Annotated in this window: 12 protein-coding genes and 1 pseudogene; 6 read left to right on the top strand and 7 right to left on the bottom strand. The window is 67.6% G+C overall.

Annotated features, from left to right (window positions below):
- Positions 1-277 precede the first annotated feature (277 nt).
- Positions 278-424, top strand: a pseudogene (locus AC1Z3W_RS00335) (2-thiouracil desulfurase family protein); the annotation flags it as partial.
- A gap of 99 nt (positions 425-523) precedes the next feature.
- Here the strand turns inward: AC1Z3W_RS00335 and pcaF are convergent.
- The gene (gene pcaF, locus AC1Z3W_RS00340; protein WP_124832683.1) at positions 524-1,726 is read right to left on the bottom strand and encodes a 3-oxoadipyl-CoA thiolase; all 1,203 of its coding nucleotides are present in this window, start codon (positions 1,724-1,726) and stop codon (positions 524-526) included.
- 227 nt (positions 1,727-1,953) lie between these two features.
- Between pcaF and AC1Z3W_RS00345 the strand changes: the two genes are divergently transcribed.
- Positions 1,954-2,742 (top strand): IclR family transcriptional regulator, encoded by a 789-nt coding sequence (locus AC1Z3W_RS00345; protein WP_057925726.1) that lies wholly within the window; start codon positions 1,954-1,956, stop codon positions 2,740-2,742.
- A gap of 278 nt (positions 2,743-3,020) precedes the next feature.
- On the opposite strand, the gene AC1Z3W_RS00350 is transcribed toward AC1Z3W_RS00345, so the two are convergent.
- Positions 3,021-4,136: a succinylglutamate desuccinylase/aspartoacylase family protein gene (locus tag AC1Z3W_RS00350; RefSeq protein WP_175826397.1), complete on the bottom strand. Its 1,116-nt coding sequence runs from the start codon at positions 4,134-4,136 to the stop codon at positions 3,021-3,023.
- Positions 4,137-4,181: 45 nt separating this feature from the next.
- Entirely contained in the window at positions 4,182-4,964 is a 783-nt protein-coding gene (locus tag AC1Z3W_RS00355) for a transporter substrate-binding domain-containing protein (RefSeq protein WP_483506602.1), read from the bottom strand.
- 136 nt (positions 4,965-5,100) lie between these two features.
- Between AC1Z3W_RS00355 and AC1Z3W_RS00360 the strand changes: the two genes are divergently transcribed.
- Positions 5,101-6,021: a LysR family transcriptional regulator gene (locus tag AC1Z3W_RS00360; RefSeq protein ID WP_124832679.1), complete on the top strand. Its 921-nt coding sequence runs from the start codon at positions 5,101-5,103 to the stop codon at positions 6,019-6,021.
- 34 nt (positions 6,022-6,055) lie between these two features.
- Here the strand turns inward: AC1Z3W_RS00360 and AC1Z3W_RS00365 are convergent, their stop codons facing one another.
- Positions 6,056-7,387, bottom strand: coding sequence for an MFS transporter (locus tag AC1Z3W_RS00365; protein ID WP_057925662.1), 1,332 nt, complete (start codon positions 7,385-7,387; stop codon positions 6,056-6,058).
- A 56-nt stretch (positions 7,388-7,443) separates the two neighbouring features.
- Positions 7,444-8,634, bottom strand: a complete 1,191-nt coding sequence (locus AC1Z3W_RS00370; protein ID WP_057925661.1) for a M20 aminoacylase family protein — start codon at positions 8,632-8,634, stop codon at positions 7,444-7,446.
- Between the two features lie 229 nt (positions 8,635-8,863).
- Between AC1Z3W_RS00370 and acuR the strand changes: the two genes are divergently transcribed.
- The 3 genes from acuR to AC1Z3W_RS00385 all read left to right on the top strand — a co-directional run bounded on the left by acuR (position 8,864) and on the right by AC1Z3W_RS00385 (position 11,195).
- Positions 8,864-9,502: an acrylate utilization transcriptional regulator AcuR gene (gene acuR, locus AC1Z3W_RS00375; protein WP_057925660.1), complete on the top strand. Its 639-nt coding sequence runs from the start codon at positions 8,864-8,866 to the stop codon at positions 9,500-9,502.
- A gap of 45 nt (positions 9,503-9,547) precedes the next feature.
- Positions 9,548-10,531: an acrylyl-CoA reductase (NADPH) gene (gene acuI, locus AC1Z3W_RS00380; RefSeq protein ID WP_057925659.1), complete on the top strand. Its 984-nt coding sequence runs from the start codon at positions 9,548-9,550 to the stop codon at positions 10,529-10,531.
- 85 nt (positions 10,532-10,616) lie between these two features.
- Positions 10,617-11,195: a peroxidase-related enzyme gene (locus AC1Z3W_RS00385; protein ID WP_483506605.1), complete on the top strand. Its 579-nt coding sequence runs from the start codon at positions 10,617-10,619 to the stop codon at positions 11,193-11,195.
- Positions 11,196-11,325: 130 nt separating this feature from the next.
- On the opposite strand, the gene AC1Z3W_RS00390 is transcribed toward AC1Z3W_RS00385, so the two are convergent.
- Both AC1Z3W_RS00390 and AC1Z3W_RS00395 read right to left on the bottom strand, forming a co-directional pair.
- Positions 11,326-12,201: an SDR family NAD(P)-dependent oxidoreductase gene (locus AC1Z3W_RS00390; RefSeq protein ID WP_483506607.1), complete on the bottom strand. Its 876-nt coding sequence runs from the start codon at positions 12,199-12,201 to the stop codon at positions 11,326-11,328.
- 188 nt (positions 12,202-12,389) lie between these two features.
- A complete protein-coding gene (locus tag AC1Z3W_RS00395) occupies positions 12,390-12,968 on the bottom strand; it encodes a TetR/AcrR family transcriptional regulator (protein WP_057925656.1) in 579 nt (192 codons plus the stop codon).
- Positions 12,969-13,080: the final 112 nt, after the last annotated feature.

The raw sequence follows: 13,080 nt of genomic DNA on the forward strand, positions 1-13,080 counted from the left end.
AAAGGCGGATCCGGATGCTGGATCCGCGCGGCGCGGAAATCACGCTCAGTAGCCGAAAAACGGTTTATCGCTTTACGACGGTCTCGCCCCTGCTGTCGGCAATTTCCGGGAAAACCTTAATCCGGGAGCACATAAAATATCGAATTCGGTCGTCGGGATGATTTCGATCAAATAATCGGCCGATAATCGAGCCCGGCGCTTTGCGGATGAAGCCCAATGCTTTATGGGATTACGCCAGACGACGTGCCAATCCAGGCGGCCGTTGCACGCGGCGAAACTCTACGACGGAAGTTTTGCGGGCCGTCGGCATGCCGGCACGGGCGTGACGGCGGCGCTACTGCCCCAGCATGGCGTCGAGGTATTCGCACACACCGAGATCGACGCACTCGCCGCGCGCCTCGCGCAACATTCGCAGGCTGAATGACAATATGGCCGGCACGAAGCGCTCGTGCCGGCCATATCGCCCGGAAGGGAACACGGCGAAGCGGCGCGCATCCCGCGCACGCTTCACCGCATGACGCGATCAGACGCGTTCGATTGCGATCGCGATGCCCTGACCGACGCCGATGCACATCGTGCACAGCGCGAAGCGGCCGTTGGTGCGATGCAGCTGGTACATCGCGGTCGTCACGAGGCGCGCGCCCGACGCACCGAGCGGATGGCCCAGCGCGATCGCGCCGCCGTTCGGATTCACGCGGGGATCGTCGTCGGCAACACCGAGCATGCGCAGCACCGCGAGGCCTTGCGATGCGAATGCTTCGTTCAGCTCGATCACGTCGAACTGGTCGATCGTCATCCCGAGCCGCGCGAGCAGTTTCTGCGTGGCGGGCGCCGGGCCGATGCCCATCACGCGCGGCGCGACGCCGGCCGTCGCGATGCCGAGCACGCGCGCACGCGGCGTCAGGCCGAAGCGCTTCGCGGTGGCCTCGTTCGCGAGCAGCAGCGCGGCCGCGCCGTCGTTGACGCCCGACGCGTTGCCGGCCGTCACCGAGCCGTCCGGGCGCACGACGCCCTTCAGCTTCGCGAGCGTCTCGAGCGACGTTTCGCGCGGATGCTCGTCACGCGAAAAGACGACCGGATCGCCTTTCTTCTGCGGAATCGTGACCGACACGATTTCCTCGGCAAGCGTGCCGTCCTGCTGCGCACGCGCGGCCTTCTGCTGGCTGCGCAGCGCGAACAGGTCCTGGTCGGCGCGGCTGATGTTGTAGTCGACCGCGACGTTCTCGGCCGTCTCCGGCATCGAATCCACGCCATGCAGCTTTTTCATCAGCGGATTGACGAAGCGCCAGCCGATCGTCGTGTCGTGGATGTCGGCCTGACGCGCGAACGCGCTCGCGGCCTTGCCCATCACGAACGGCGCGCGCGTCATGCTTTCGACGCCGCCGGCCACCATCAGCGCGGCCTCACCCGACTTGATCGCGCGCGCGGCCACGCCGACTGCGTCCATCCCGGAACCGCACAGGCGGTTGATCGTCGAACCCGGCACGCCTTCCGGCAGGCCCGCGAGCAGCGCCGACATGCGCGCGACGTTGCGGTTGTCCTCGCCGGCCTGGTTCGCGCAGCCGTAGATCACGTCGTCGATCGCCGTCCAGTCGACGTCGCGGTTGCGCTCGACGAGCGCCTTGAGCGGCACCGCGCCGAGGTCGTCGGCGCGCACGCCAGACAGCGCGCCGCCGTAACGGCCGATCGGGGTACGAATCGCATCACACAGAAAAGCTTCGGTCATCAGTGTCTCCGGTCTCATGCAAGGCTGGGAAGTGAAGAAAACGCGCCCCTTGCATTGCCCGCCGGGATGCGCTTAAATGTTCTATATACGAACATAAGATCGTGTATCGAACGTTCAACGCATCATAGGGAGTGCGGGGACGACCTGTCAAGCGCCCGGTCCGCGGGGCGGTTGGCGTGTCAGGCCCCATGCGCTATCTTCTCGGCTGCACGACAATCCGACCGTTCATGACAACCGAAGACATCCAGACGAAACCCGGCGACTCCTATGTGCAGTCGTTCGCGCGCGGCCTCGCGGTGATCCGCGCGTTCGACGCCCAGCGCCCGGAGCAGACGCTCACCGAGGTCGCGTCGGCCACCGGACTCACGCGCGCGGGCGCGCGCCGGATCCTGCTGACGCTGCAGACGCTCGGCTACGTCGAGGCCGACGGCCGGCTGTTCCGGCTCACGCCGAAGATCCTCGAGCTCGGCTTCGCGTATCTCACGTCGATGCCGTTCTGGAATCTCGCCGACCCGGTGATGGAGCAGCTGTCCGCGCAGATCCACGAAAGCTGCTCGGCCGCCGTGCTCGACCGCACCGAGATCGTCTACGTGCTGCGCGTGCCGACCCACAAGATCATGACGATCAACCTGTCGATCGGCAGCCGCCTGCCCGCGTACTGCACGTCGATGGGCCGCGTGCTGCTGTCCGCGCTCGACGACGCCGCGCTCGACGAAACGCTCGCGCAAAGCGGCATCCGCGCGCACACGCCGCGCACGATCACCGACCTCGGCGAACTGAAGGCGACGATCGCACAGGTGCGCCAGCAGGGCTGGGCCGTGGTCGATCAGGAACTCGAAGTGGGCTTGATGTCGATCTCCGCGCCGATCCGCAACCGGCGCGGGCAGGTGATCGCCGCGATGAACATCAGCGGCAATGCGCAGCGGCACACCGCGAAGCAGATGGTGAAGGAGTTTCTCGGGCCGCTGCAGCAGGCCGCGCAGACGGTGTCGGAGCTGGTGGCGCGACGCGGGTGAGGGGCAGGCCGGCGGACCAGCAGCAGCCGGCGGCTGGGCATTCTCCCCAAAGCCGGCGCGCCGCGGCGTCAGCTTCGATTGTCGTGTCGGCGATACGATAATTCACGCATAAAAAGACGGGCGGCACCGGGCCGCCCGCTCAACTCTGACTCTGCTGTAACGCCTTCTCACGGAACGCGGAGCGAACTCCGCACCGCTCAATTTAGTGACGCGGCACAGCCCGGTCAATTTGACGAGAACGAAATTGCACGGCGCCTCTCGGACACCGTACCCGCTGCTCACGCGCCGAGCAGCATCCCCTTGCGCACCGGCACCATGCCCGTCACGCGGCCGAGCGGCGCGCCGGCCGTCACGAAGCGGATCGCGCGGCGCATGTAGAACACGCCGTCGGTGCCGCTCGACACCGTCGTGATCGCGTCGGTCAGCGGATCGACGATGTCGAACAGCGGATCGCCGGCGCGAATCGTCGCGCCGATCGCCGCGCGGTGCACGAGAATCCCGCTCACCGGCGCGTAGAACTGCTCGCTGCCCGCGAGCGGCGTGGCCGGCGCGGCGAGCGGCGGCAGCGGCGGGCGCTCGCCACGCACCGCGCCGCACCACACCAGATAGTCGACGAGCGCATCGGCGTCACGCGCCGCGTATTCATGCGTCACGTCGCGCTGGCCGCGGCATTCGACAGTCACGGCCACCGTGCCCGCCGCCATCGGCGTGCGTTCCGGCAGATGCTGCCGCAACTGCGTCCACAGCAGGTGATGCGCATCGTCGAACGCGTGGCCGCCGGAATCCTCGGCGAGCAGCGACACCTCCGCGCCGAGATAGCGCGCAAGCGGCTCGACCTGCGGCCACGCGGTGTCGCTCGTGTACAGATGCATCACCGCTTCGAGCGAGCAATGCAGGTCGATCACGATATCGGCGTCATGCGACAGCTTCAGCAGCGCCAGCTGCAACGCATCGAATTCGGTGCGCGGTGCGATCTCGTCGAGCGCCGCGCCGACGCATTCGCGCACGATCGCGCGATTGCGTTCGGGATCCGCGCCGAGCCGGTCGCGCGCCCGCGCGGCGATGTCCGCGAGCGGCAGGAAGCCGCGATTGAAGTTGCGCCCGCTCGCGAGATCGAACCGGCCGATGAATTGCCCGAGCAGATGGTGATTGAGACCGACCGGGTTCGCGACCGGCACCAGCACGACCTCGGCCGCGAGCCGGCCGTCCGCGTCGAGCCGCGCGAGACGCTGTTTGAGCACGACGGCGGCAAGCATTGCGGGCGTCTCGTCCGCGTGCAGCGCGGCTTGCAGGTAGATCTTGCGGCCGGCGTCGGCCGGCCCGAAATGAAAGCTCGTCAGCGTGCGCTGCGTGCCGATCGATGGCGACAGGAGCGGCGTGGTGCGAATCTGCATCGGTGGTCTCGAATAAAGGAAACGGGGAGAAGCGGCGCGCGCGGCTCAATCGCCGTACGGGTTGAAATCGAAGTACTGCTTCGCGATCCGGTCGTACGTGCCGTCCTTCAGCATCGATGCGATCGCGCCGTCGATCGACGCCTTGAGCGCCGTGTCCGACTGGCGCATCCCGATGCCGACGCCGCGATCGCCCATGTCGAGCGGTGCGCCGACGAACGCGAAACCCTTGCCCTTCGGCTGGCGCAGGAATCCGTAATCGGCCTCCACCGAGCCGAGCAGCGCGGCGTCGAGCCGGCCGTTGACGAGATCGGCGAACACGTCGTCCTGGCTCTTGTACGGCATCACGCTGACGCCGGCCGACGCCCAGTGCGCGAGCGCCCACGATTCGAACTGCGTGCCCGACTGCACGCCGACGCGCTTGCCGGCCAGCGACGCGGTCGTGCTGCCGAGCCCGCGCTCGGGACGCGCGACGAGCCGCGACTTGAAGCGGAACAGCTTCGACGAAAACAGGATCTGCTTCTCGCGCTTCTCGGTGATCGCCATCGACGACAGGATCGCGTCGATCTTGCGCGCCTGCAGCGCCGGAATCATCCCGGAGAACTCGAGCTCGACCCACTGGCAGCGCAGCTGCGCGCGGCGGCAGATCTCGTTGCCGAGATCGACGTCGAAGCCCTTCAGGCTGCCGTCGGGCGCCTTCGAATCCATCGGCGGATAGGTCGGATCGATGCCGAGGCGCACCACATGCGCGTCGAGCGCATGCGCGGACGTCGCCGCGAAGCCGATGCACAGGGAAACCAGCGGAACGAAGAAGCGGCGGAAGCGTTTCATGGTCGACGAAAGGCAGGAAGAGGGGCAAACGGCATGAGCCGGACTGCCTGCGATCGTAGTGCGCGCGCGCCGCCGCCGGAATCGCCCGCTGCCTTATCATGATCAGTATTTCCGATCACCGGCCTCGCGCTCGATCATGGCGTTCACGCTGTCCCAGCTCCGCATCTTCCAGGCCGTCGTCGAACACGGCAGCCTGCGCGCCGCCGCACGCGCGCTCGATCTCGCGCAAAGCGGCGTCACGCAGCAACTGCAGAGCCTCGAGGCGACGCTCGGCGCGACGCTGTTCACGCGCACCAATCGCGGGATCGTGCCGACCGCCGTCGGCCAGCGGCTGCTCGCGCGCTCGGGTGCGATCCTCGGCGAATGCGAGCAGGTCGAGCACGAGATCCGCCAACTGAGCGGCGCCTTCGAAGGCACCGTCACGCTGGGCCTCGTGACCGAACCGCTGATCGATGCGTTCGCGCCCGTGCTGAGCGCGTTCCGCGCGCGTTTCCCGAAGGTCGACGTGCACCTGCGCACCGGCACGTCGCGAATGATGATCGGCTGGCTGCGCGAAAACGCGGTGGATTTCGCGATCGCGCTCGTCGCGAAGCAGACCGACACGACCGATCTCGCGGTCACGCCGCTGCATGCGTCGGCGCCGGTGGTCGTGTGCCGCAGCGACCATCCGCAGCGGCACGCGCAATCGCTTGCCGAGCTGGCCGACTACGCGTGGGTGTCGACGCGTTCGCCGAACCTGAGCGCCGATCCGGTCGTCAACCGGCTGCTCGCGTACTTCGACGCGCACGGCCAGCCGGCGCCAAAGATCATCGCCACCGTCGAAGGCATGTTCGAGACGCTGCAGCTCGTCACGCAGACCGACTGTCTCGCGCTCGAATCCGAAGCCGTCACGCGGCACGGGCCGTTCGCAAGCGCACTCGCGAAGGTGCCGGTGCGCGAGCAGGCGGAATCGCAACAGGTCTGCCTGCTGCAGCGCGCGGCCGTGCCGTTGACGCCGGGCGCGCAGGAACTGGCGACGATGCTCGCGTCGTACCTGCGGACCGTGCGCGGGCGGTAATCCCGGTGCAGATCGCCGCACGCGGCGCGGCCCGTCAGTCCATCGACTCGCGCGCCGTCTCGCGCAGCCTCGCGACCGCGATCAGCGACAGCACCACGCACGCGGCCACGTAACCGGCCGGCGCGAGCTTGCTGCCCGTCGTCTTCACGAGCCAGGTCGCGATCAATTGCGCGGTGCCGCCGAAAATCGTCACCGCGAGCGCATACGCGATCGAGATGCCCGTCGCACGCACGTGGCGCGGCAGCGATTCGCACATCAGCGCCATCTCGGATGCCGACCCGAGCGAATAGAACAGCAGCATCAGCGCGGTCAGCGGCAGGATCACCGACAGCGTCGGATGATGGTTCATCAGCCAGAACGCCGGGAACAGCAGCAGGACGAGCACGCCGCGCCCGACGAAGATCGGCATGCGCCGGCTGCCGAGGCGGTCCGACAGCCAGCCGAACAGCGGACACGTCACCAGCATCACGCAGCCCGACGCGACGCCAACGAACATCGACAGCTTCATCGGCAAGCCGAGCGTATGGATCGCATAGGTCGGCATGTAGAAGGTCAGGATGTAGGTCGACACCGTGCCGCCCATCACCGTCAGCATCAACAGCAGCACCGTGCGCGTGTGCCGCGAGAACAGCTCGCGCAGCACGCCGCGCTCGATGCCGTGATGGCTGTCGCCGGGCGCATCGTCCGCGAGCCGGCGGCGCAAAACCATACCGACGGGTGCGATCAGCACGCCCACAAGGAACGGCAGGCGCCAGCCCCAGCTCTCGAGCGCATCCTTCGTCAGCGTGTTCGACAGCAGCGCCGCGAAACCCGAGCCCATCAGCGCGGCGCCGCCCTGCGTCGCGAGCTGCCAGCTCGCGCGAAACGCGCGGCGCGATGTGCCGCCCTGCTCGATCAGCGTGGAAGTCGCCGCGCCGAACTCGCCGCCCTGCGAGAAGCCCTGCATCAGCCGCGCGCAGACGACCAGCAACGGCGCGGCCACGCCGGCCTGCGCATAGGTCGGCGCAATCGCGATCAGGCCGGTGCCGAGCGCCATCAGCATGATCGTCAGGTTCAGCGCGGCCTTGCGGCCCTTGCGGTCCGCATACACGCCGAGCACGACGCTGCCGAGCGGCCGCGTGAAGAAGCCGGCGGCGAACGTCGCGACCGACAGCAGCAGCGACGTGGTCGGGTCGCTCGACGGGAAGAACAGCTTGCCGATCAGCACCGCGAAAAAGCCGTACACGGTGAAATCGAAGAACTCCAGCCAGTTGCCGATGACGGCCGCCGCGATCGCGCCGCGCTTCGTGACGGCCGGCGCGGCGCGCGTGTCGGTTTCGACGGCCTCCGTCGACGCGGGGTGCAGCGCGAGATGGTCTTTCTGCATCGTTCGTTTCTCCTCTCAATGCGGCCGGAAGCGCCGGCCGCGCGCCGCTGCGGGGGTTACTGCCCGAGGTAACGCTCCACGAGACGCGTCCAGAACGCCGCGCCGATCGGCAGGTTGCGATCGTTGAAGTCGTACTTCGGGTTGTGCACCATGCAGCCGTCCTCGCCTTCGCCGTTGCCGAGCCGCACGAACGAGCCGGGCCGCTGCTGCAGCATGAACGCGAAGTCCTCGCTGCCCATCAGCAGGTCGGCCTGCTCGACGACATGCGCGTCGCCAACCAGCTCGCGCGCGACCTGCGCGGCGAAATCCGTTTCGGCATCCGTATTGACGACGACCGGATAGCCTTCGATGTATTCGACATGCGCGGTCGCGCCGTAGCTCGCGGCCTGCGATTCGGCCAGCTCGACGATACGGCGCTTGAGCAGCGCGCGCACGTCGGGGCTGAACGAGCGCACGCTGAGTTCGAGGCGCGCGCCGTTCGGGATCACGTTGTTCGCGGTACCCGCGTGCATCGAGCCGACCGTGACGACCGCCGGCTGCGACGGGTCGACGTTGCGCGCGACGATCGTCTGCAGCGCCATCACGATGCTCGCGGCGACGACCACCGGGTCGACCGTCAGATGCGGCCGCGCCGCATGGCCGCCGACGCCCTCGATCGAGATGATCGCCTTGTCGCCGGCCGACATGAACGGGCCGCGCCGCGTGAGGAACACGCCGGGCGCCGCGCCCGGATGGTTGTGCATGCCGAACACCGCATCGCACGGAAAGCGTTCGAACAAGCCGTCGTCGATCATCTTCTTCGCGCCGCTGTCGACGCCGTGCTCTTCCGCCGGCTGGAAATACAGGTGCACGGTGCCGGAGAAGTTGCGCGTCTTCGCGAGGTGTTGCGCGGCGCCGAGCAGCATCGTCGTGTGGCCGTCGTGGCCGCATGCGTGCATCTTGCCGTGCGTGCCGCTCGCATACGGCAGGCCGGTCGCCTCGAGGATCGGCAGCGCGTCCATGTCCGCGCGGATGCCGATGCTGCGCGTGCCGTCACCGACGCGCAGCGTGCCGACCACCCCCGTCTTGCCGACCCCGCGCGTCACCTGCCAGCCCCATTGCTCGAGCTTGTCCGCGACGAGCGCGGCCGTCTCGTGCTCCTCGTACGCGAGTTCCGGGTGGTGGTGAATATGATGGCGAATCTCGCGCAGCCCGCCGGCGGCGGGCATCAGATCCTCGATTTCGGTGAATCGGACGTCGGTGGTCATCAAGCGGCTCCTGCTGATCGTCAGCGTGTCAGCCGCACGCGGACGATTGCGTGCGGGAAAGCGAGCCACTATAGCGAGCCGATATCGGTTCAATAAGATGCGGAATTTTTCACCGCGATAAGCTTTGTTAATCAGGGTTAATACGGTCACGGGTCGCCGGCATGCGTTCGTCCGACGCACTCGCCGCGCGAACCCTTGATTTTTGAGACGAACGGTCTATTATTCGCCCATGGACGTTCGAACTGATCCGCCTCGCCGCCGCGGCAGGCCACCGAAGCAGCACGAAGACCTCGTCGCGACGCGGGACATGCTGTTGCGCACCGGGCTGGAAGTGCTCACCGAGAAGGGCTTTTCGGCCACCGGGCTCGACGAGATCCTCGGGCGCGCCGGCGTGCCCAAGGGCTCGTTCTATCACTACTTCGACAGCAAGGAGGCGTTCGGCCTCGAGCTGATCGATCGCTATGCGGAGTTCTTCGCGCGCAAGCTGGACCGTCATTTCAGCCAGTCGGAGCAGTCGCCGCTGGCGCGCGTGCGCGCGTTCGTCGACGATGCGCGCGACGGCATGGCGCGTTACGAATACAGCCGCGGCTGCCTGATCGGCAATCTCGGCCAGGAAATGGGCGCGCTGCCCGAGAGTTTCCGTGCGAGCCTGCGCACGACGTTCGAGGACTGGCAGCGCCGGCTGGCCGACTGCCTGACGGCCGCGCAGCAAGCCGGCGAGCTGGCAGATTCGGCAGACCCCGCCGCGCTGGCCGCGTTCTTCTGGATCGGCTGGGAAGGCGCCGTGCTGCGCGCGAAGCTCGAACGCAGCGATGTGCCGCTCGCACTGTTCGCGCAGTTCTTCTTCAATGGATTGCCTCGCCGCTGAATTTTTTTGCCATTAACTAGACGATCGGTCTAAAAAGGAGGACGGATGTTCCAGGGCATCGTGATCAACAAGGACGAAACCGGCCAGCACGCGCGGCTGCAAACGCTGGACGACACGCAGTTGCCCGCGGGCAACGTGACGATCCGGGTCGGCTATTCGACGTTGAACTACAAGGACGGGCTGGCGATCACCGGCAAGAGCCCGGTGGTCCGCAAGTTTCCGATGGTGCCGGGCATCGATCTGGTCGGCGAAGTCGAGCACAGCTCGCATCCGGATTACCGCGCAGGCGATCGCGTCGTGCTCAACGGCTGGGGCGTCGGCGAAACGCACTGGGGCGGCCTGGCGCAGAAGGCGCGCGTCGACGGCGACTGGCTGGTGCCGCTGCCGTCCGCGTTTTCGCCGCAACAGGCGATGGCCATCGGCACGGCCGGCTATACCGCGATGCTGTGCGTGATGGCGCTGGAACGGTATGGCGTGCGCCCGGACGACGGCGAGATCGTGGTGACCGGCGCGGCAGGCGGCGTCGGCAGCGTCGCCACCGCCCTTCTCGCGCGGCTCGGGTATCGCGTCGTCGCCGTAACCGGCCGCCCGGCCGATGCCGACTACCTGCGACAGCTCGGCGCGGCGGAGATCCTCGACCGGTCGCAATTCAGCGCACCCGGCAAGCCGCTCGGCAAGGAGCGATGGGCCGGCGCGGTCGACGTCGCGGGCAGCCACGTGCTCGCCAACGTGTGTGCGACCACGCGCTATCGGGGCGTGGTGACGGCCTGCGGCCTGGCCGCCGGCATGGACTTCCCCGCCACCGTCGCGCCGTTCATCCTGCGCGGCGTGACGCTCGTCGGCATCGACAGCGTGATGTGCCCGCGCGCCGAGCGGCTGGAGGCCTGGCGTCGGCTCGCATCCGATCTCGATGTCGAGAAGCTGGGGGCGATCAGTCATCAGGTCGGCCTCGCAGACGTCATCCCGCTTGCCGAGGAACTGATCGGCGGCAAGGTGCGCGGCCGCATCGTCGTGGACGTCAACGCATGACGCCGGCAACGGCACCCCGTCGTTTCATTTTCGGCCGGCGGCTCGCGCATCGCGTTCGCCCGTGCCACTTTATCCAGGAGACCTCATGACCGCTGCAGACAACGCGCCCGTCAGCCGCTTTCCGGTGCCGGCGCTCGACGACCTGCCCGACGACATTCGCGAACGGATCGCGGCCGTCCAGGAAAAGTCGGGCTTCATCCCGAACGTGTTCCTCACGCTCGCGCATCGCCCGGACGAGTTTCGCGCGTTCATGGCGTATCACGATGCGCTGATGGACAAGCCGGGCAACCTCACCAAGGCCGAACGCGAAATGATCGTCGTGGCGACCAGCGCGGTGAACCAGTGCCAGTACTGCGTCATCGCGCATGGCGCGATCCTGCGCATTCGCGCGAAGGATCCGCTGATCGCCGACCAGGTCGCGACCAACTACCGCAAGGCCGACATCACCGTCCGGCAGAAGGCGATGCTCGACTTCGCGATGAAGGTTTGGCAGACCGCGCACCAGGTCGGCGAAGCGGATTTCGACACGCTGAAGTCGCATGGCTTCACCGAAGAGGACGTCTGGGACATCGCGGCGATCGCGGCGTTCTTCGGGATGTCCAATCGCATCGCGAACGTGACGAACATGCGGCCGAACGCGGAGTTCTACGCGATGGGGCGTTGAAGCCCTCCGTAACGGTGATGGCTGTCGAAGACCGGGCATGCATGGGCCCGGTCTTCCGCCGGTCGCCGCGCGCGCCCGCGGAAGTCCGGCGCGGCACTCACACGCGCCCCCGATACCGCCGTTCCCGGGCCTATCCGACCTTCTTCAACGCCGGGAGCCCGTCCGGCAGCTTCGCGTCCGGGAACATCGTCGACAGCGTCGTGTCGCGCCACCGCGCCGCCTCTTCGGCGCGCTGCGTTTCCGCCTGCTCGCACACGAACAGCGCATCGCCGCCGAGCAACAGGCGCATCGGCACGTCGTCGCGACGCGACAGCTCGACGATCAGCGCCGCGATCCGTGCGGGATCGCCGACCTCGTGGCCGCCGTACGCGCCGAGCAGTTCGAGAATCTTCCCGACCGACGGCTGATAGTCGGGCAGCAGCCCATCGACGTCACGCTTCGCCCGCGCGGCCCATTCGGTGCGCATGCCGCCCGGCTCCAGCGTGCACACGCGCACGCCGAACGGCGCGACTTCCTTCGACAGCACGTCGCTGAACCCGCCGACCGCCCATTTCGCGGCCTGGTATGCGGACAGGCCGGCCGTCGACGTACGCCCGCCGACCGACGACACTTGAAAGATGTGGCCCGCGCGCTGCGCGCGCATCGCCGGCAGCACCGCGCGCGTCAGGTTGACCACGCCGAACAGGTTCGTTTCGATCTGGTCGCGGAAGTCGTCGGCGCCCATCTGCTCGAACGGCATGGTGTGGCCGTAGCCCGCGTTGTTCACCAGCACGTCGATGCGGCCGAACGCGTCGCGCGCGGCCGCCACCGCATGCGCGCCCGCCGCCGCGTCGGTCACGTCGAGCTCGATCGGCAGCAGCCGGTCGCCGTACCGCGCCTCCAGATCCGCGAGCCGCTCGGGATCGCGCGCACCGGCCACCAGCCGGTCGCCCGCCGCCAGCACCGCTTCCGAGATGGCACGCCCCAGGCCGCGTGCGGCCCCTGTCACCAGCCAGACTTTCGACATTTCCCACTCCTCGACAAAGTTGAAACCACAAAATGAATGATTACTCACTCATTAATATGAGCGTCGAAACGGTCGATTTCACCGTGCGTCGCCCTGCCTGAAACCACCTTCCATCGCCGCGGCGACGCCCGAAACGGACGCGCCGCCGATCACCCGGCCACAAACTTTCGGCCAGGCCAGCCGCTCGCTCACACTGCGTGCAACACGGCCCACAGCGCACGAAACCCGGCTTCCCGGTACGCATCCGAGCGCGCCGGATCGCGTGCGATCGACTCCATCGCCGTTTCCGCGATCGACGTGAACAGCGCCGCGCAGAACGCATGCGCGTCGTCGGCCTCGAGCCCGCCCGCCGCAGCGACCTGCGCGCGCAGCAACGCGCTGATCGCGCCGAACCCTTCGGCCCCGGCCGCGCGATGCGCGTCGTCGATGCGACCGCTCACGCCGAGCTGCTGCAGCGCGCGCCGCCCGTCCGGATTCGCGACGCCCCACGACACGTAGCCATTCCACGCATGCCGCATTGCCTGCTCGGCCGGCGCGCGCTCCGGAAACCCGGTCATCATCGCGTCGCGCATGTCGCCCTTCAGGCTCAGGTACAGCGCGTTCAGCAGCGCATCCTTGGTGTCGAAATAAGTGAACACCGTGCCTTCCGCAACGCCGGCAAGCCGCGCGATGCGCGCGGTGGTCGCGCTCGCGCCGTCCTCCGCGAGCGCACGGGCGGCGGCCGCGAGAATGGCATCATGCTTGTCGGGACTGCGCGGTCGGGCCACGTTCGACTCCTTTAATGAGTGAGCACTCAATCATAATCGTGCCGACAGATGGAGTGCAAGCCCTGTTACATACGCGCGAACCCATCCGCAATCGCTCAAAACCGTGCACTAT

Source organism: Burkholderia sp. 10_S31, assembly GCF_056930375.1.